The organism is Sulfitobacter sp. 1A13353, from assembly GCF_043557255.1.
Taxonomy (GTDB): Bacteria; Pseudomonadota; Alphaproteobacteria; order Rhodobacterales; family Rhodobacteraceae; genus Sulfitobacter; species Sulfitobacter faviae.
This window is the reverse complement of the sequence record NZ_JBIFFS010000015.1, coordinates 1-20721: the sequence shown is the minus strand read 5'-3', so window position 1 is coordinate 20721 and position 20721 is coordinate 1. Positions and strand designations below refer to the sequence as shown.

Genomic DNA, 20721 nt, shown 5'->3' with positions numbered 1-20721 from the left:
GTCGTAACCTTCCCCCACCAGTGTCAAAATGTACTATTGTTTTGACTACCGCCATTCTACACAACATAATTCCTTAAACATCCCATGTCAGGAACGTCCAATTGACGCTAAATGCTTTCCCCATCGCGGTGACTGCCTCCCTGCCCTTCGCTGGCCCCGGGCACTCCGCCCTACCAGTGATCTTTTTTGAAGACCCAGATGACGGCCAAGGTCTGCTGTGTAAGGAGGCGGTCGAGTGGGCGTCTCAGTTGAGCAGTGGAAACCTCGGCAGCGTTTCTGTGGGTAAGCATGTTAAGACATTAAGTAGATTTATAAACTTCTATCACCTCTATTCAAAAAACCAGTCACTGCGTGGGATTCGGGACCAAACGATCTCTATCTTTGCCTATTTAGATTTTCGACTAACCGGAACAGTTCATCTCAGCCATGGTCATGCCCTAAGCCCTCTTGAATGGAACGGTTGCGCCCGAAATACAGTCAGAGCTGAATATAGACATTTGGCAAGATTTTTTTCATTTCTTGAGAAGTACGTAGGAAATGAAACGGAAGCCCTAGATTACCGGCTATTCCATCTTTTTCCGAACAAGGTGCTCATGCACAGTAAGAAAAATGAACACGACTTCCTACAGCACCTAGCATCTTATCGAAAGTTTTGGGCTGATCTTCGCGAGGACGAAGCCCAGCTTCCTCAGCGGATGCGCCCTGCCCATCGAAAGATCGGATATCGTCCATTTCCAGACGAATCAGAGATTCAAAGCATTATCAACGCAGAAAGAAATCCAGTCTTCAAGGCAATATGGCTTTTGCAAGCATATGGCGCTTCGCACCGGATATCCGAGGTCCTGCAAATTTGGCAGGACGACATTTTGCCGCCTTCGTACAATCGAGAGTTCTTTGGGTCTCCCTCCGATGGGGTGCCATTAGTGCTAATTGCCCACCCATCTGAAAGCACCTGGGTTGGGCGGGCGAATAAAGAAAAGCAGACTAGGCATGCATTTCTTCTTAGAAAGTATGGCGTACCTCCCAGATCAATGCTCCCAGCTTCCGACCCGCTGTATACCGGCTTCAAAAGCAAACAGGTTTATGGGCTTCATATGACCGCAAAGACGTGGTGGTTAAACCTTGATGCAGCGGCTTTATTCGACAGTTGCGTTCAAGAGATTCAGCTATTTCACAACCGACATCGCACAAGTCGAAGACACCCTTACTTTTTTGTAAACATGCTGGCTCGTACCGACAATATGGGAGGGCCGTTAAAAGTGAAACGAATCGAAAGCGCTTGGGTAGCCGCGTGTAAAAGAGTAGGAATCTTACCGCACCTGCGCGGTCGTAACATACATGGACTGAGGCATTTCACAAAGAACTATGCTGAGCAGTTAGGTATGTCCTCTTCAGTGATTCAAATCATGAGAGGCGATGTTTCTGCGGCTTCCCAAGATGACTATGGTCGTTGCGCTTTTTCGTTGCACGAGGCCCTTGCGCACTCCCAACTCGGACATAGAAAAAATTAATGGCCGATAGTAGGAATGATGAGCTTTTCCAAAGCAGCATTTTAGAGACCGAATCTGGTCGCTACTATATAAACGGATCTGAACAAATTATTGCTCCATCAACCCTCAGTTGGGAAAGTCTCTTTAAAGCTTTAGATCAAGCGGAAGAGGAATGGCGAGAATGGCTATTTCAAGGACTTCTTACTCCCTTCAAAGAGCACGCTGCTGACCCCCTCACCGCCGCAAAGAAATCGTCCGCCGATACATCAACCGAACTTACTTTCCGCTTGTACAGCGATTACGGAGCACAGAAAAAGTTTCGATTCATCGCAAGGCAATTCATTTTCTTTGACTGGATGAACCGACATGGATACCTCCCGGATCTGCACAGGCGCCAGGTCAAAAGATCGAAGTTTCCAAAGGGCTTTGACGTTGTAGGGGCACTGGATTCTCTTGCAATCGACGATACCCGGGCGATGTGGTCAAGCATACTCTTAGACAAAGCTACGAGAATCCCTCTGACAAGCGGTTATCAAGAACCAAGTTTAGCATACGATTTGGAAGAAATTCGCCACCTCGCCAAAAACTACCAAAGAAAAGGCGTCGGAGACACACTGAGCTTCCTAAATTTACTCATGGATGACAGTCTCAAAGCAGCCTCAACCAACGCCTCGAGTAGATTACGAAAGTTCTCGGCATTCCGGTTCTTAGCACATTTGTCAAGTAGTCAAAGAATACTCCTCCCGGCGCCAAAATTAGCTTCGCACCCGAATGAACTTTCGCGAATTTATCCAGCCTTCGTCCGAAGATACGCGATTAGAAAGCTTTCGGGCAAACGGATGCAGGAGCTAATCGCGGGTACTTGCTACCTTGCAAACGCTCATAAAGGCGCAAGGCAGCTCAGAAATGTAGATTTTCTAGTTCTTTTTTGTGCGGGGAACTATGGAACGTCGAATACGTTTGCGCCAGAATATCTCGCGCTCGCACAAACAGCTACCGCAGGAACTAAGAATAACTATCGACCATATTTTCAGGGCATAAAAAATTTCCACGCGCTGTCTACCGATGAGGCTCGAGGTTGGGATGCTAGATTGAAAGGTAGAAACAGTGTCGCGGTCGCTGGAAGCAACTTTGCGTTATTCCAAGAGAGAGGGAATTTGGTAAAGGCGGCGCTACCCGTTCAGGTATCCAACTACGAAAAAAAATCTGGACTGAGGTTCCCGTCATCATTTGATCAGGGTGTTATTGACTGGACCCATATACTTGATAGATACATTCGCCAACTCCCACGAATTGGCACAGCCCAAGCATATTCATCAGCCACGCATTGGATTACCTATCTCTCTACCTTATCAATCACCGAAAGACCTCGAAATTTTTCTGAGGTCGATCGCGAGCGGCACATCCGGAGCAATAATGGAACTAAGAACACCTATGTCGCGTTTCTAAAAGCGAACGGACTTGGCACGCGCCAACGCCTTCGAGATCTATATCAGGTGATGCAAATATGGCAGAGTGAACAGAAACATAAGATTCACTTACCTGTGGAACCTAAGATTGACTGGATTAATAGCAAAAAGTCTTTTCGTACCAAACGTAAAGCAATTCCAAGTATTATCATCGAAACTTTGATCGAAGAGAACGCTCGTGGGTGTTCGGCTGGGAATCCGTATGCGTCTTATAGGAATTGGATTGAGACTCGGAAGTCGCCCGCTTCTATTCTTTTATTTGACGGAATGCGGGCCGATGCAAAAATTCCTTCGGTTCCGGCGATTATTGACTGTATATTGCATTTTGGAATGCGTAGCTCTTCTGCTCGCTGGCTCGACTCAGGTCAGGTAGACGAGTACACGGTGGACCCAACAACCGGCGATCAATTCCTAAATTTGTCGAAAGATGCGATGCCGGGAGTCCGGAATGGTTTTCTTCAGCGAATGCAAGTTGGACCCAATCAATGGGTTAAATCTTTTCTAATGCTAAAGAATAAAACGACTGATATACACGAGATCCCGTATGCGCCAGATGAACTTATCGAACGTTTGTTATTTGTACTCCGCATGCAACAGACTTACAATGAACTGAGCGAACCGGTTCGAGCTGTCGAAGACGAACAAACCACCAATAACCTTGACGATGCCCCTCTGATCTACCCATTGTTTCGGGATCCATCCCATCACGACAGCAAGCCAGTATCGTACATCAAGGTTGCCAATTGGTGGGTCGAGCTACTTAAGAGATGTGAACCTATCGTCAATGAAAAGCGGAAGGTTTATTACGGATCAAATTGCGATTATTATGACTTTTTTGACTCTTATGGTAAGCCGCTGTGGGACATCCATTCTATTCGCGTGACTGTCATCACCGCCTTGCTAGAGATGGGTGTGAGTCCCACAATCATCCAGCATCTCGTTGGCCACAAAAGTTTCATGATGACGCTACACTATCAGGCTGTCGATGCTGGTAAGGTCAACTATGAGATTTCTCAGGCTCTTGAGGCCCGTCGCATTGCTGCTGCTGATGCGATCTCTAATGCTAGAAACGAGGATGAACTTGAGGAAGCGATAGAAGCAGTAATGGGCGGACTCGCTTCGAGCGTTTCAGGAGGCGGGATTGGGGATGCTACCCGCTATGCATTTGCAAACGGTAAGACACTTAAGAGCAGCCCTGGCGCATTCTCAGTATTCAGCCATGGTATTTGCCCTGCGGGGGACTGCGCGCAAGGCGGCGCCAAACGAGGTAACATTCATCTGGCGGTCCATCGGGACAAGGCGTGTTCGCGGTGTCGTTTCAGGATAACCGGACCAGCTTTTCTTGCTGGGTTAGAAATGAATGCCAATATTTTAATGAATGAGATATCCGATTCAATTATAAAAGAAGAGAACCTCAATTCTGAGCTATTAGCACTTAACCGAACAGGCAGACCGTCTGCGGTGCTTGAAAGCCGACTAGAACAAGAGCGTGAGTACCGGGACGAGGTATGGGCTGATTGGGCGGCCGAATATCAGACAATAAAAGACTGTTTGAAGCTGGCTGCGAATGACAACATGGGTAGTGACCTCCCTGCCCTTCCTAATGATGTCTCCGTTCACTTTAGTGAAAAGAGTCGCTTGCAGTTGCTTCATGACATTGTAGGTAAATCGAAAATGATCGCTGGTGGAGCTGTTGACCTGCCCCATGGTATTGAAGAAGTCAGAAATGATATGCTGTGGGATATTGCCATCAAGTCGGGTAATGTTGCCCAATATCTGATTACCTTAAGCAAAGATGAACGCACTGCTGCACTCCAGAAGTTTGGAGATATGATCTGCAAGCACTTTGACGAGTTTGGTCAAGACTCAGATGCGCTCTTTCGCTATGATGAAAAAATGTTGAAGATCATGGAACCTTCTGCGGAGCGTGGAAGATGAGGAATACATCCAGATGAAAAATAGCGACTTAATTTATGCGCGTTTGCTTGAGGATGCTCTGGAGTTTTCTGCGCCCAAGAAACGGCTCGCTACATTGGAGAGACTAAAGAACGCCTGCGACCTGATTGCCGCGGGCAAGCGTATTCCCGTTGATCCTTATGGGAATTTATCTTCGAGAAAAATGGCTCAAAAAATTAATCCGTCTAACATTGATCGTATTGTGCGCGCAGAAAAATGGACAGGCCCAACACGAAGCTTTATCGCCAATAGAGCTAACGGCCTCATTGATTATGTAAACGTCCGTGAAGAAGAGCGGTCCTCGAAGGAGCGTGTTCCCCCCGACACTCCATCAAGTCAGCTTGAAAGCCATCTGTTGGAAATTGAGAGCGTTGAGGTTCGGCAGATTATGCGGCGAGAAATCGAAGGGCGTCGTTCGGCTGAACGGGAGATAAAGATTATCAGAGAAGGTTTAAAAAAGCTTCCTCAAATCGATGTTAGAGACCTCTTTGATGGCCCGGTAACAGCGGAAAAGATGAAAGCGGCAACAGCAACATCGCTGACGCATTCAAAGCGTCACTTGGAAGAACAGGTTAGGAACCTAGTCAATAGACTAGCGAACGGCGACCTTAGACGGCTAGGTTTGAAATGGGACGGGGAAGACATAGTCACGATGAGTAACGCCCCCCTAGTTCTGAGTGCAGAGCTAAGCGCCCTCATCGAACTCGCCGGCTTGCCCTCCAGTCTTCTGACATCACGACAATAGCAGGGAGAGGGAGAAAAAAAGCGGTGACGAGCACGTGCTCAGGATCAAGCGATTGCTATGGAGCCCAACGAAGAACCGCAAATCACTGTTCAAGGGGTGCTACTAAGTAAGCTGGTCTGGCTGAGAACTCTATGAGTGGGCAGGCGCGGCGATCCCGATGAGAAACGAAAAACGACGAGCACGAAGCCCGCCGCTCTCAACGTTCACGGCCATCGGCGTCCCCGCCTGTACCGTGAATACAGATTAGCAGCGTGGTCAGCCCCCAGTCAACATAGGATTATTCCGCTATATTCATCGAATTGAAACAACCCTTGTTTGCCAGAGCCCCAGAAGTAGGGATACTGGGATATGGAAAAGAACAATAGTGGAAACAGATATTCACCTGAAGTGCGCGAACGTGCTGGTGTTCGAACATCAGGCCGAATATGACAGCGGGTCAGCTGCCATTTTTTTCACTGACCTCGACGACATCCTGCATCCCTTCAGCGACGGAGAGAATGAGTTTCCCAGCAGCGCTTTCGGCGTTTCGCAATGTGATTACAAGCGTATCGATCGGTCTGGTGAGTGGAATCATAGACCAAATCCACGCACGTTCGTGCGCCCATTGTTCCTCGGACACCATTTTCTCAGGGGGGATCCCGCGCGCGAGCGCCTCCTGATATTTCAGTTCCCAGATCTCATCGAAAAAATCTAGCACCACTACCCAACCTTCGAGACCGCGACAGGAATCATATTGAATTATTCTATGCTCTTTCGTAGAGCGCGGAAAATCTCGACGTAGAAGGGGATCGGTCCCATCCCAAACCTGTTTGCCCCCCTCATTGAAGGTGATACCTAGCCTGCTCGCTTTCACGTTTCCATTTAGTGTAACTTCGGAGGGTGCGACGCAGTAGAGGAAATCGACAGGTTCGTTGCCGGACTTAGAAGCCCGTACAAGCAACTGGTCATGCAACTCAGTGTGGTCTTGAAAGGGTGTAGTGGTGACTATAACGCGCCCTCCCGCTGCCTCAGAATTTGGTTCAACTTTCCAATTCAGCCCCGCCCGGTGCGCAACGGAATTTGAAAAATGGGACAAATTTGCTTTCATTCTTAGACACTCATTGAATGACAGGTGCCCTTCACGGCTACGCCCTGCAACCGCTGTCCTCCAATTCGTAGACTTACCCCTTACGAGTTGCGAAACTCCGTCGGCCAAAGCAATTCGCTCACCGCCATATAGAGTTGCAACTAAGTCTGCTTCGGCCTGCGGCCAGTCCTGTCCCTCATCAACTAAAATGGCATCGTAATCGAATTGCTCGAAGTGTTCCCGCTTTGTGCGCTCGATATCGATGTCGCTTAACACTCCTTCCCGGAAGTACCCAAGTACTTCTTCGCATTTCTTTTCGTAATCCTGGAACCCTAGTTCTTCCAGAGCGCCAATGGCTCCGAGCCTATTTAGCCACGAATAGGCAAACGACATCACTGTCCGAACATCTACTCCGCCGGCGTCGCTGCTGCTTGGAACATTCATAAGCGCCAGAAGGCGCTGGATATCGGCCGCGAGCGCATGGTTGTAAGTTAAGAACAGACTCCGTTTTCCATGGGCCTTAAACGCTTCGTGGGCGATCTGAGCCAGCAAGACCGTCTTCCCTGTACCACCCTCTCCTCGGAGATGGATGCGCTCACGACCGAGCATTTGCGCCAATCGACGGGCCTCTTGTGGGCGCGCGGCAATCCGATCCATGCGCTTTCGATCGAGAGAGCTTGGTGTAACAGAATTAAACAAGCCTGCGCTTAACACACGGTCTATGAGGTCCGGTTCACCGGATGACATTGTATACTCGTTACCTATTCTACCGATAGTGTTCTCGGACAACATCGCCGCTAAGAAAGTCGGCACGTCAAACTGGGAGGCAACGGTTGCAGCCTCCGGCATCTGTCTCCCCCGATCTTTTGGCAGCGCGTTGATACCTTCAAGCATTAAACAGCGATAGACCCATGGGTTGTTGCCCGTCACATCGCGAAGATAGGTAAGCAGCGCATATTTCTGCGCGTCATTCTGCGCGGTCGCACTTTTCCAGCCATCACGGTACCACACGTCTACGTTTCCTGCGCTAATATCTACTCCATCGGCGTCATGGTCTTTGACCTCGATAGCGGCAATGAAAGACCGGACCCGTATCTTTGCGCCGGCAACGCGACGTCCGGAATGGTCCTTAAAAACCACCTTGGGTACGATGTAGCGGCTCGGTCCAAGCTTCGCCGCCACTACAATGTCGACGTCACTAACGTTGTAGTTCGAGAGCTTCCTATTCGCCGATATCTTTACCAGCTCATCTTTTGAAGCAGCTAGGCCTGGCCAGTAATCCTTGAAAGAATTCGCAAGTTTAACAGCGGTCCGGAACTCGGCGCTTCCCTTCTCACCCATGACTTCGATCATGGTCTAAGATCCATAAAGTACTTCGCCTGCCGGTGTGCAAAGTCCCTTACATCAACAAATTTTAGGTCAATGTTCCCGTTCGCGGCCCTGAGTTCGTCTCTTGCTTCGACTTGCTGTGGCTGCCAAAGCCCTTCGCGCGGATGCCAAAGCGGATGCCCCAAGACAAGTGCCTTGTTTGCCGCAATTATGGCTGTAAGGCCGGCCGCGTAGTCAATCTCCACTGGTAAGCCTGTGCTATCACAGAACTCTTTAAATGCATGCGCTTCCTTGTCTTCCGCGCCCCCTAACCAGCGAGAAACATCCAGACCATTCCCTAACGCCATATCGGCAAGGTCTAAGGCTAGCCTCCAGTCCAACACGCCGTGGACGAAGCGATTGCTGTAGCTTCTGAGGCAGTCAGGGCAGGACTGATCGCAGTCGCCGGCGTGAGAATCTTCTTGCCACTTGTGCGCAACGTTCGAGTAAAAGTTCTCCAATGCTCGCTGCATGTTTTCAGGTTGCGATGCCCAGCGAGAATATCCAGCACCGTTTTCAAGCTTGTCCGCAATGAAGACTTGCTCCGTATCGACTTCCACTTCCCCAACGCGAACCCTCAATCGTTGAAGGCCTGTGCGGAATTCCTCAGGATTGACATCCAGTTCTGTCGCAATCGCCAGCTTTACCAATTCAGAAAACGATGTAATGGCAGACTTTGCAGAGGATTTTTGTCCTGTGACGTCGAGTACACCTGCATGTCCAACACCCTCAGCACCCTCAAAATAGAAACTAAGAACGTCTGTGGTGAAAACAGCGCCGATAGCGCCCCTGTCGATCACCTCCCCGGCATCTGGATTAAGTGTAACGCCATCCCGGTAGAGATTCGGCTCTTTAACTAAGACCTTATTGTAATCTTCCTGAACGAATTCATAGAGTTCTCCTTCGTTATCATTCACTAGTGCAATCTGTCCTTGCCCGAGCGCCATACGCATTGGGCCGCACGTATTCGCCGCATCGTAATCCTGCTCAAAAGCACGTACGGGTGGGGGTAGAGCGGGCCCCCTTTTTCGCTGGCCATCGTAGTCCCGCGCCTTCCAGTGAGCCATGAAACCGCGCGGTTGGTACAGCGGGAATGATTGTGATGGATGCCCGCACACCTTACAGACTTCATGGCTTCCATGGGCGATAGAGTTGCACGTATTATTTGTACAACGGGTATATGGGAGAGACTGACCCAAAGGTGCTGGGTCGTTCACCACTCCTGTATACCCATCCCTCCGATGAACAAAGCCGCAGGCTGTGTAAAGCCTCTTGTCCTTTGGAATTTCTGCACCCGGGGCAAACGCCCAGATGGCGTGATCAAGAGGCCGGTCACTAATGACCGTATCTTCCGCTCGGGTCTTTTTCTTGTCCCAAAATAGGCTCCGAACCTGAGTCGGAAAGCCGAACATCGGTAGGTGGCCGGCGACGGCCAAACGGTGACTGAGTTCTTCTTGAATAAACTGCGTACTGTTTACGCAATTCTCAATATCTGTGACCAGTTTGACGCGGAGGTAATCTTTAATTTCTTGCTTCTCGCTCAGGTCTTTGAGCGGCGCGAAGACACATATCCGATCAACCAATTTATCTACTTCAGGAGTTTCTTCCAGCCAGGCGGCCACAGGCTCGCGGTATTTCTCAAACCATTCCGTCGTTCGCCCAAAGGCTCCGTGCGCGCTGTCCTTCGTCCGGACCGGAGGTTCGTCTAAGTCAAGGAATGCTCTTCTCAAGGCCTCGGCTGCAGCTACTCGCTTAATGATCTCCGGTCGGGACAGGTCGAGTTCAGGTTGCGGAGGAACATCCCCTGTCATTCGCTCTGGGTTATTGAAGTAATAGTCATCATGGGCAGCACCTCGGGATATCGTAACTGCATAGGAAAAGGCCTGGCCGGCACGGCCGGCACGACCCACGCGTTGCTGGTAATTAAACCGCTGCGGCGGCATGTTAGCCATCATAACAAGTTTCAGAGAGCCGATATCAACCCCTACCTCCATGGTCGTGGTGACGGACAGAGCGTCCAGCCCATGCGTGACCTCATGTTCGCCTTCTATGAAGGCTTCACCTTTAAACAGTCGCTGTCTCTTACGTTGCTCCGAAATTGGCTTGGTCTGCCCGGTTAGCTCTGCCACGGAAAGACGGTGCGCTGGCTCACGAGAAACCCAGGCGTAATAGTCCTGCCCCGCAGCTTTCACTTCCTCGAATGCGTTCGATTCACAGTGTTGCGTAGTACATACTTTTACCGGCAAGGTCATGGTGAGGCGGGAGCAGGTCTGGCAACGCTGAAGTTTCCGATCACTTGCTCCGACCAAGTTTAGTGGACAGGAGGCAAACCTGTTCGTCGACAGCAGCCAGTGCTCAGTCATTGCTCCATTTTTGGTCAAGCAGTCTTTGATGGCTTCTAGGAGTTCGCTTGGCTGGCGACTTATCAATGGCGCAACTTTTTCAATGTAAACTTTCACTGACCTAGGTGGGGTGGTTTGGCTGCGAGTCTTGTGTCCCTCAAAAAGCCTTGATTGGCCGAGCACTCTAACGACGTTGGTCAAGATACCTTTTGCGGTCTCGTCATCCATCCCGAGAGCAACCCCATGTCGACCGGCAAGCTCAACCGTTGCCAAGCCCATCGATTCGAGATCGCGTCCTGCGCGATCAAATAAAGACGTCGCGACGACTGTAGCCAGGCGCTGGACGAAAGCACGACGGCCGTCTTCAGCAGCCTGACTATCCATGCTGGGCCATGTAGCCCCTTCCGGAGCGTCAAAAAAGCGCCACCAGGGGGTTCCTTCACCGTCCGACCTGTCCGTCGCTACGCTCGCATCCGTACCCGCTGGGTTTTGCCCCATACGAACGAGATCATCTCGAAGACCCAGGATAAGAACGGACCAAGCGATAGTGCCTGACGCCGCATTCGCATCGTATCTCGAAATCAACTCCAGCTCGTCGGCCTCGGCAACTCCGCTTTTGAAAAGCCTAACAGCTTGCCAAACACCCGGTGTTGCCTGCTCCGCGGCGTCTTTCAAGGCAACCGCACGGGGGTCTCCGGCCTTTACGTCGTCAAGTAAGGAAAGTAGTTCCTCGCTAGAAGGCAGCTCTTTAGGTTGTAGCGCCTTGTTCACGAGTTGGCGAACTAGATCACGATAATGATGCAATTCGAGACCGGCAGCAAGATCAGCCGCGTCGTCACGACTGTCCGTAAACGCGATCATCTTCTCAGCTTTTTTACTGTCCCCAACAGCTAACATCGCGCGGTCCGCAATTAATTGGGTTGTTGCGTTGAGACCAGTCCTGAGGCCCCTGATGGGCGTTTCCACAATCCCGTCGTAAAACGCAGGCAAATTTTGAGAGTTAAAGTAAGCAGAGGAACTCAGGCAGTGAGGGCAGATTTCAGGAAGGCCAGCAACCTTCAGTCCGTCTGGCAAGTTGGTGGGAACGCTCAAAACCACGCCGGTAGGTTCACCATGGCCTGGAATTAGCTGGCCCAGTTTGGATTCGAACCGTGCGGTCTGAAACTGAAAAGTAGCTGCCCCTGCGGAATTCGGAAAGGAGTGGCTCCAGCTCGATGCCCCTGAGGGGATTTTGCCCCCCGGCCAATACCAGCGGAACTCCTCATGCGATCGCTCGTAAACCATGCCTGGCTGGCCGCCGGTTTCGGTAGGTTTCGTTGCCTCCAGAAATATTATATCTTTTAACTCTTCCTCGCTAGATTTCACCACGAAACCTCCAAGGAACGCTTCGCCGCAATCGTAGCAATAGAGCAGTTCAAGCACTTGGCCGCCACAGCCACACTTGAGTGCTGGCGCCTTAAAAAGCCGACCAATGTTTCTTTCAGGCGAATGGTATTTTGGATCAAGTTCCGTGCAGCTCGGATTCGAGCATGCCCAAACTCCCTGCACTTGTCGCAGAAACATATGTGAACGGAAAGTGGGTTGTGGTTTCTCCCAGCTACCACGATCTTCGCTTAACGCTGCTAGAAATAGGCTATCTAATAGTTCTTTGGAAGTGTCCTCGCCGAACAGCGTTTGACTGACCTCAGATAGTTTGGCAGGCCGAACGATTTCTTCCAGATCCTCCTTCTCTGGCACTTTTATCATCGCCTTCCCGGCGACCTGACATGCGACGGCTAGCGCTACCCTCGGGGAGAAGGAGGCAGTTAGCCTTTCGCTTGCAGCTTTTACGACTTCGGGATTATCTGACCGCAGAGATTCCGCTTCCCGAGCAAGCGGCGCAGAGTTGATCGGAAGGCTTTGTTCAAATTTTCTGGGCTCGCCGGGGCAGATCGCGAATGTTGACTGGTCAACTCCGAAGAACTGCTGTAGATACTCGCGCCCCGCATCACCATTCAGAGAGGCGCTCGTCGCGATGCAACGGAGCTGTTCTGAAGACGGATCGAGACCAAGACGACTGAGAAGGTTTCTTACGATCAGTGCCACTTCTGTACCTTGCGTTCCTCGGTAGCTGTGTAATTCATCGACAACGAGAGAGAACTTATTAGCTGGATCGGAAGCCAACCAATCTCGTGTCTTCTCGAAGATTGGCGCTTCAACATCTCGCAGAAGCATGATGTTAAGCATGCTAGTATTGGTAATCATGATGTCAGGTGGAGAAGAAATCATATCCCACCGTGTTAGCATTTCGCCGCAGTACGGGTCTTGAAACTGACTACAAGCGTTCAAGATTTCGGAAGTATCTTTTCCTGCTTTGACCAGAGTAGCCTTCAACTCTGCCGCTTCTTTCGCGATATTCTGGATTTCACGCGCGACCTCATTGATCTTCTTTCGGTCTGGGGCCTTCAGTATCTCGGGAGGGACGAAGGTACCACCGAGTGTTGCGCCGGTGTAGCGGCCGAAATAGAATAGTGGGTCACCCATACCTTGCTGGGCAATCATCGCAGAGGCACGCAATCGCGCAATCTGATCTTCGACAAGCGCATTAGTAGGATAAAGCACGAGGGCTCGCATTGCCGCCGTCGATCTACCACTGGAGTTCGCAAGAAGTGGGGTCCAAGATTTATCTGAGGATTTAAATTCGTGCTCCCACCAAGGATTGATAGACGGCCGCTGGCTCGCCGCTGGGCGTTCCTCAAGAAGGCGGGCCAATAGAGGGAGAAGGAAACTCTCTGTTTTGCCCGAGCCGGTGCCCGATGTCACGACCACATTGCGTCTACCATCTTTATCACCTGCCAAGGCAGTCACTAAAGATTGAGCCTGATGTTCACGAAGCTTGATGGAACTATCGGTTCCGAAAACGATCCTACCAAGCGCGGAGGCTGTTTCCTCGCTTAACCCTGCGTCGCGGCATGCTTCGGCGATATCCCTGACAGAAGCGTACTGCGGAACGGCCTCGAGAAGAGGCTCTTGCGCCATGACACCTGAGGCTTGGAGCAAATCACGTCTTTCTTCCATGATGCTTTCGTCCCGCATCCAGAATGCACTGTCGTAGTATCTCTGGTAGGCTTCCCGAATATAATCGATCACTCGGCCAGGTGTAGCTTTCGCCATCAAACATTTTCTCCGTCGTACAAGATTTTCATGATTGAACTCGCCACTTGCGAGGGCACATTTGGATATGTGGTCAGACCCTCCTGCTCCTGCGATGGGAGCTCGCCTGAACAAGAAACTAATGCTCTCTCCAACAAGCCCATGGGCTCTGCTCCCAACGTTGAAGAAAAGGATCGCGTCATCGGTTCGTATGCATGTAGTCTCGTCACCTCACTCCGGGCAGCTAGCAATTTGACAATCTGCTGTGGACCCGTGAACGCGGCGCCATCGCCAGCTCGAAAAGCATACGTTCTGCCGATATGATCGAAACGATAGGCACCACTGGTTTCGCAATCTTCAACCGCCCGCCACCTTGCTTTTCGAACGTCAAACTTCTGAAGATTTCGCATGTTGCTGCCGAGAGAAACGGAGGCTAAGGAATGGCGGTAGCTCCCCATACTCCGAGCGACCGCCGAAAACTCTAATGCAAAGTCCTTCACTATTTTAAGTCGTCGCCCAAGCGGGTCTTTAACGTCTTCGACCACTCCGACCAACTCGTTGAAACTGAAGCCCTTCACGGTTACTTTGGTCGGCTGCTCCTTCATTGAGGCGAACTCAAGGATGCCGCAGCCGTCTGCAATTACGTTCCCAAGCTCTTCCGTTAGGCTTTCGCATCGAAAGCCAGATAGAACTGCTGCGGTGTCTCCAATCATGTAGAGTGCCGGCGGAGGTACCGACCACGCTGCAACCCGATGGGTGCCTAACTTGTATGAGATATCGAGTAACCCAAGAGCAGAGTATGCAGCTGCTGTTTGCCCCAGCCTCCATGGTTCGAGCTCGACATCAGAAACAATTCTCTCGAAGGTCGAGAATGAGCCATTCCCTAAAAAGCAGAGGGCGTCGAACAATAAGTCGTGATCTATGCGCGAGATTGCTTCGAAACTTTGCTCACCACGCCATGGCGGAGTCTTAAAAGCCCCTGGCAGCCTCCTTAAACTATTTACCTTCTTGGAGGACGCTGATCTCCTTCCCCGGTTTTTCATCAACACAACTGATCCACATCCTTTGCATTGCATTTGCAAAGGCGTCGAAACCGAGACCTTACGAGGCGCAAATTCGCATTTCCAGTAGTGGAAACCTCGTTCAGCACATGACTGCTTCTCCCAATCAGTGATTATTGGAAAACCGCTATCAGAGACGTCAGCGAAATCGACTAGATCCTCTTCGCGGTCTCCTTCTCCGGCTGGGACGACATACGTGTCGCCTTCAACAAAAATATTGTCATCCTCAAACTCCACTGCCCCGCCCTGCCCCTCAACGAGGTGGCCACGGACAGATGGGCGACAATCTGGACCAATCTTTGCTGCTGCAGACACCAAATCTTTATACGCCCGCTGGCCACTCTCTTGGCGATGGAGAGGCCTCGGGCGGCTCGCTGACCGTAACAGGATTGGTTTCTCGCCAAGTTTATTTTTGCCTGCATACCCAGTTACGAAGAACGACCCGTCCCTCAGCCCTTCAAGTCTTAAGGTACAACCCCGGCCCGAGTTCCGCTCCGTCCGAATAAGCTCATCGCCGTGTATACGGGGCTGCTGGAGTTCGAAACTCGTCGGACCGGATTCTGCAACAAGGTGAACTTTAGGTGGCACCTTCGCGTGCCAAACCCCCCGCGACAATTGCAGCCCTTCCGATACTGTAATACCGACGTCGGAGGAGAGCGGTACGATATGTTGCAGATCCTTACCCACTTCCACATCAGATCGCATAATCCAAACATCGGTATATAGAAGCCAACCCGCCGGCAGACCATCAAGCTGGTCCGCGCTGACCTGTTTCGCTTCGCCAGTAGAGGCGGCGGAGAGAAAGTCCTCCAGTTCTCTTATAATTTTTGGCGCGTTGCGCACTAGCAAGAGATGCGGCACCCCGAATGTTGCGCGCGAAACCTCGCTCCAATAAGATCCCCCCTCGGATTTCACGAGCGGGATCAATAAGCGCGAAGACCATGAATATACCTCCTCTTCGGCCCGCAATACCAACTTGCGCGCGAACCCTTTGGCATCGATACCGAGTGGGTTCGGAGACAAGGTGGCGAAGGCACCGTACGAGAAGTTACCAAGTGCGAATGAGTTCGTTTCGGCATCCGTAAGATTGTCGATCGCTCTACTCAGTTCCTCTGCCCGACCAAGCTGTAGCGAAAGGGACCGCTTTGGAAATGAGGAGACAATGGCCGCGAGCAGCGTTAGCCTTTTGGTTGAGGCCCTCCCTCTATTACCAGTCGATCCGGAGTATTCTTTGGCGGATGCCCAATCGTAAAATTCATCGAGCGCGACCTCGTAAAGCCTATTTCTGAGATCCTTCTTCTTCCAAGCTTCTTTGAGGCGAGTATTCGGCTTACTGCTGTTCATCCATTCATCGAGGTATGGACGCAGCTCTTCAACCGTCAATCTCTCACTAGCAGTGAAACCATAAGTAATAAAAATATCGTGGAAAAGCTCGCGATCTGAAGACCGTACGAAGGCCTGAGACATGGCGAGACCGACGTATTTCCAGGTTCCTGACGCAGATGCAGTCGGCCGCCCAAATTCATAATCGTTATCTGCAAGCCAGTTTGCTAAACAGTTCCAAAAAACCTTAGTCGTACTTGCATGCTTCGACAGTAGGTCTTTTGGCAGACTGGTGACCTGAGAAAGCCGTACATAATAGTTATTCTGTCCCCAGTCCCCCTCCGCAGCCATCAAACCCGCGGCTTGCGAAAGAGTGAAGAGTACAGCCAGAAAAGGTGGGGGACCTTCATCCGTTCTCGCAAGCCAATTCCAAGTAGCCCGCTCTACATTTACGTAGGGGTTGCCAGCCCTGAACAGGCTCGCCCCAACCGCTCTGCAACAAAAGCATTCAACGTCGTTTTCTTCGATCCCGAGCTCAATCGATATCTGAGTTCGGGCTTTTGGATCCAAAGTAAGGTATAGAGCACGGCCGGCGAACCTACCGCCTAGGAACGCATTGCAAAGCGCCTGATTCACTCGAATGTAGTCGCGAGTTAGACTACTTTCTTCAAACCACGGTAGACTATAGTGCTCTTCATGCGCGACTTGCCGCGCTAAGTTGCTCGAAAGCTCGGTGCTAATGCCCATGGGAGACTAAACGATTCTCGTATAAAGTGAAAATCTTACCTTTAAGCTTAAGTTTCTGATAATATTGCAATAATTCTAACATTTTAATGGCGCTGGCGTGCAAAAAGGCTGCGAGCCCTCCTCGCCCACCATAATCTCGTTAACGAATTAAATTTCAAGAGGCTTTCTAAACCGGCAAAAACGGGAGTGATCTTCACCCCCATCATTGCCGGAGCAACCTGCCACTGAAGCGCAGGCGCGGTCAGCACGAAAGAAGAGTTCCAACGGCCTTTTTGATGCCGAAAGGCTATGCCGCACACGTCTACCCACCCAGAACCGATGCAGGTCATCAAGCGTGAAGCGCGAGTTGCACTCCCCAACGGAGAACCAGCTCGCCTAGGCTTGCTGCTGTTCCCACTGAGTGCGGTGGTGGGAGGGTTAGTCGTTCACAAACAGGGCTTAGCTAGATATGTTGCAAGAACGCTTTCAACAGATCTAGCTGGATACACTCAAAACCGTGAACAAAATCGTTAATATTGATCCCCTTACCAACGAGCACAACGTTTCGAATCGTCGCCCCATGTACATGGTTGATATGTTTGCTGGCTGCGGTGGCCTATCCATGGGTTTAGAGAACGCGGATTTCTTACCTGTCTTTGTAAACGAGCTAAACCACGACGCGATGGCCACCTACCTAAAAAACCGCCATCACTCATTGGGAGGCGAACCCTTTTCTACCAATAAGGCTCTTCAGTGCAACGATGCCAACGATCTACGTGGGAAGAGGTTAGAGAAGCTTGTATCGGATCTCAAAAATCTTCCAGAAATCGACCTTCAATTCGATCTAGGAGCTAGCGCTAAATCAGGAGCTGGCTCCAATCTTGATCTTCTTGTTGGCGGACCGCCCTGTCAGGGATATTCCGGAATAGGGATCAGGCGTTCCTACGATGTAGACAAAGCTGACCTTCCTTCCAACCATCTCTTTGTGCGAATGGCATACGTAATACGCAAACTGCGCCCGCGGATCTTCCTTTTCGAAAACGTGCGAGGGCTACTAAATGCGAAATGGACCCGTGGAGGTGATAGCCGAATCTTCCCAGATGTCCTGTCAGAGTTTAGATCGATTCCCGGGTATACTGTCCGTTATTCTCTGGTAAAGGCGAAAGACTTTGGTGTACCCCAGAACCGCCCAAGAGTTCTGCTTGTCGGTATTCGTAACGACATTATGGCTTCATGTGAAAGTCTGGACCCACACGCGGATAAAGAGGACGCACAAAGCTGCGGCTTCCTTCCCCAGCCTACAGGCGGTTTCCCGAACCTTATTGACCTTCTTGGGGATCTCGTGGACGATAATGTGGCAGCCACCTTAAAGAAAGGTGAATTTCCCAGAGGCGCCTTCTATACCAACGAATACCCATCGCACCCACAGAACGAAATTCAGCGCCGTCTCCGTCAGGCGCCCGCTTGGTCTGACAGTAAGTCCGTGGCTTTGACAGAACACGAATACAGCAAACACAAACCGAACATCGTAGCCAAGTTTCAGCATATGATCGATAACAACGGCGAAATACCAGAGCTCTTTCGTACTAAAAAGTTCTCGCAGCGTGTCCTTCCGGAACGATGGGGCAAATCAGGACCGCACATTACAGCTACATCCCTTCCAGACGACTACGTGCATTTTAGTCAGCCACGCGCACTGACAGTTCGAGAATGGGCTCGCCTGCAGCTTTTCCCAGATTGGTATCAGTTTGCGGGCAAACGCACTACCGGGGGGCTCCGCCGTGCAGGAAATCCGAAAGAAGGTTTGTTCGACCGAGAAGTCCCAAAGTACACGCAAATTGGTAACGCGGTGCCCGTTGGACTGGCCGAAGCCGTCGGAAACCACTTCCGTGAAATTCTTCGCGCGGCTACCTAGGGGGAGAACATTCCGAGCTTATTGACTATTGCATTGCCGACGCTTGCACGCACATTGACTTTGAAAGCATTAGAAAAATTGCTATCAAAAATTTCTGATACCGAAAGAGCCACGCCGGACTTCGTTGGCATCCCCCAATAGTTTCCACCACTGAGTCCAGAAACACGCTTGACTGCCATTTGAGTGCTACTGTTTGGAATACTTTTCTTTTTTAAAGAATCCTTCTGAGACGGCACAGTAACGAATGAATAACTAAACCTTTTCAGATGCTTAACATTATACCCTCGCTTACCTATATGAATATTAGTCTCAGAGCCAAAACTAGCACGATACACCATATCCCAGAGCATGGGTATTTGCGCATTGTCGTTCCAATTAGTTTTGCATTGAATAATCCCTAGCTCAATATCGCCAATTCGTTTCTCAACCTGATCGTTCAAGTCAAACATGAACTTGGCGTCGGGAGCCGGGAATTTAAAGTCCGCGGGGTACACAATCACGCAGACATCGGATTCCGTATTCGTTTGATGAGTGCCGTACCTTATCGTCGTCGCATCTAATAGTGTTTCAGGCATCACCGCTTTAGATTGACGGACTGCGACCGCATTTGTGCCGGATAAGATAAGATTGAGATACCAAGTGACGAGGCATTCCCATCCTGCGCCACCGCCAGAGAGATCAGCCTGCCCCCGTGCGCCGGTATTCGTCGCAAAGAAAACCTCACGAAGGTGGCTCCCGAGGTCGTGTACCAACTTTGGGTTTGAAAAGCTCGCAGAACGCTTATCTAATTCGACTTCCCAAACAGGCCAACACTTTTTCCAAGTATTAATTCTGTAAATTGCCTGCATGGCCAACGTTCTATGGTGTTCCGCTGTCATCGTTAGTTAGACCTTCAGCTATAATTACATTTGATCTGAGCAAATAGACTTTGAGCAGATTATGCAACCTTGAAGTGTACTTTCGCGTCGTTACAAAACAACCATCGTTCTTTTTCTAATCGCCGCGGCACACACGAGAAGCCGAAAGGAACACATTCAACAAATTCTTTGAATCGCCTATGCTCATACTTTAAAATTGATAGGCTGAACCAAGCCAGCGCGAAATTGCAATGATAACCCAGAAGATGTTTTCAGTGCCTTCCACCAGTAACATCGACCCAGCCAGAGATTTGGTGGGGTTTACCGCCTCACGCATTATCGTTCTGGTCGCTGATAATAAGCGGAATGAAAGCTCGTAGAGAGACTATACACTTACCCGAGCCAAAGCTGGAAAGTTCTTTATGCAAAAGGTATTAAAATTTCCAACAATTTGAATTGCGGACTACAAACTTCAATCTTACGTTCTAGTTTCGAGCCGGTAAACGAAGAGCTGTCTATCAGATAGGATATGCAAGTATCGCACCGCAACTAGAACTTTACCGTTAAAATTTGACAGTAATGCAATTATTTCTCGCCAAGCAACCAACAATTTCACCCGCGGGCAAGAACACGTTTTCTGGCCGCTCATTGGTATCCATTTTTTTGGACTTTTCTCCTCATAGGACAGCGATTTCAGTGCGTTCGAGCCCACAATCGATGTATTGTCGTGGCATGGTTTGCGATAATAGTAATGTAAGGGATACTGCGCTTCAGATAAACTTGCGCTAATAGATCGCGTGCTCACTATGAACCATCTCTCAATGTTCAGAAAATATCCTGGGGGAGACGCCGTAGGCGGCGGGGGCAAAGCCCCTACTCGATTGGGCATTACATGCCCAAAGCCTCCTTATACATTTCCAGTACTGCTTCTTCTTCAGCAATATCGTCTTTGTCGCGTTTTCTAAGTTTCAATAGGGTACGCACGACCTTCACATCGTAACCACGCCCCTTCAGTTCGCTGAATACCTCCTTCGACTGCTCAGCGATATCCTTCTTCTCCGCCTCGAGCCGCTCGATCCGCTCTATGAATTGACGCAGTTCACTTGCCGTCACCTTGTAGGAATCGGTCACTTCTTCGTAGTCAGCCATGTTCATCTCACCTGTATTATTGAACTGGGATATCTTTCAGAAAACACCTTAAAACACAGTGTTTCACTCTAACTTATTGGTTTTCCATGTGCAAAACACAATGATGGCGGGATATGTAACCG

Annotated in this window: 9 protein-coding genes; 4 read left to right on the top strand and 5 right to left on the bottom strand. The window is 50.3% G+C overall.

From position 1 onward, the window contains the following. The first annotated feature begins 101 nt into the window (after nucleotides 1–101). The 3 genes from ACGYLO_RS21740 to ACGYLO_RS21730 are packed head-to-tail and all read left to right on the top strand — an operon-like array spanning nucleotide 102 to nucleotide 5660. Nucleotides 102–1511, top strand: a complete 1410-nt coding sequence (locus ACGYLO_RS21740; protein WP_394377411.1) for a hypothetical protein — start codon at nucleotides 102–104, stop codon at nucleotides 1509–1511. Then, complete coding sequence (locus ACGYLO_RS21735) at nucleotides 1511–4897, top strand: tyrosine-type recombinase/integrase (protein WP_394377410.1); 3387 nt, start codon at nucleotides 1511–1513, stop codon at nucleotides 4895–4897. The genes ACGYLO_RS21740 and ACGYLO_RS21735 overlap by 1 nt, the downstream gene beginning before the upstream one ends. Nucleotides 4898–4910: 13 nt before the next feature. Then, a complete protein-coding gene (locus ACGYLO_RS21730; RefSeq protein ID WP_394377409.1) occupies nucleotides 4911–5660 on the top strand; it encodes a hypothetical protein in 750 nt (249 codons plus the stop codon). A 436-nt stretch (nucleotides 5661–6096) separates the two neighbouring features. Here the strand turns inward: ACGYLO_RS21730 and ACGYLO_RS21725 are convergent, their stop codons facing one another. From ACGYLO_RS21725 to ACGYLO_RS21715, 3 genes are read right to left on the bottom strand one after another with little or no spacing between them, the layout of a single operon-like run. Further along, nucleotides 6097–8079, bottom strand: a complete 1983-nt coding sequence (locus tag ACGYLO_RS21725) for a hypothetical protein (RefSeq protein ID WP_394377408.1) — start codon at nucleotides 8077–8079, stop codon at nucleotides 6097–6099. Then, complete coding sequence (locus ACGYLO_RS21720) at nucleotides 8076–13589, bottom strand: DEAD/DEAH box helicase (RefSeq protein ID WP_394377407.1); 5514 nt, start codon at nucleotides 13587–13589, stop codon at nucleotides 8076–8078. Before ACGYLO_RS21720 ends, ACGYLO_RS21725 begins: the two co-directional genes overlap by 4 nt. Beyond that, complete coding sequence (locus ACGYLO_RS21715) at nucleotides 13589–16303, bottom strand: hypothetical protein (RefSeq protein WP_394377406.1); 2715 nt, start codon at nucleotides 16301–16303, stop codon at nucleotides 13589–13591. Before ACGYLO_RS21715 ends, ACGYLO_RS21720 begins: the two co-directional genes overlap by 1 nt. An 892-nt stretch (nucleotides 16304–17195) precedes the next feature. Between ACGYLO_RS21715 and ACGYLO_RS21710 the strand changes: the two genes are divergently transcribed. After that, nucleotides 17196–18593, top strand: coding sequence for a DNA cytosine methyltransferase (locus ACGYLO_RS21710; protein ID WP_394377405.1), 1398 nt, complete (start codon nucleotides 17196–17198; stop codon nucleotides 18591–18593). On the opposite strand, the gene ACGYLO_RS21705 is transcribed toward ACGYLO_RS21710, so the two are convergent. Both ACGYLO_RS21705 and ACGYLO_RS21700 read right to left on the bottom strand, forming a co-directional pair. Further along, entirely contained in the window at nucleotides 18590–19471 is an 882-nt protein-coding gene (locus tag ACGYLO_RS21705) for a hypothetical protein (protein ID WP_394377404.1), read from the bottom strand. The two genes, ACGYLO_RS21710 and ACGYLO_RS21705, sit on opposite strands and share 4 nt — an antisense overlap. Nucleotides 19472–20338: 867 nt before the next feature. Then, entirely contained in the window at nucleotides 20339–20599 is a 261-nt protein-coding gene (locus ACGYLO_RS21700) for a DUF2312 domain-containing protein (protein ID WP_394377403.1), read from the bottom strand. Nucleotides 20600–20721: the final 122 nt, after the last annotated feature.

Coding starts and splice junctions, on each gene's coding strand:
- ACGYLO_RS21735 (WP_394377410.1), top strand. CDS start 1,511: ATGGCCGATAGTAGGAATGATGAGCTTTTCCAAAGCAGCATTTTAGAG.
- ACGYLO_RS21730 (WP_394377409.1), top strand. CDS start 4,911: ATGAAAAATAGCGACTTAATTTATGCGCGTTTGCTTGAGGATGCTCTG.
- ACGYLO_RS21725 (WP_394377408.1), bottom strand. CDS start 8,079: ATGATCGAAGTCATGGGTGAGAAGGGAAGCGCCGAGTTCCGGACCGCT.
- ACGYLO_RS21720 (WP_394377407.1), bottom strand. CDS start 13,589: ATGGCGAAAGCTACACCTGGCCGAGTGATCGATTATATTCGGGAAGCC.
- ACGYLO_RS21715 (WP_394377406.1), bottom strand. CDS start 16,303: ATGGCTGCGGAGGGGGACTGGGGACAGAATAACTATTATGTACGGCTT.
- ACGYLO_RS21705 (WP_394377404.1), bottom strand. CDS start 19,471: ATGACAGCGGAACACCATAGAACGTTGGCCATGCAGGCAATTTACAGA.
- ACGYLO_RS21700 (WP_394377403.1), bottom strand. CDS start 20,599: ATGGCTGACTACGAAGAAGTGACCGATTCCTACAAGGTGACGGCAAGT.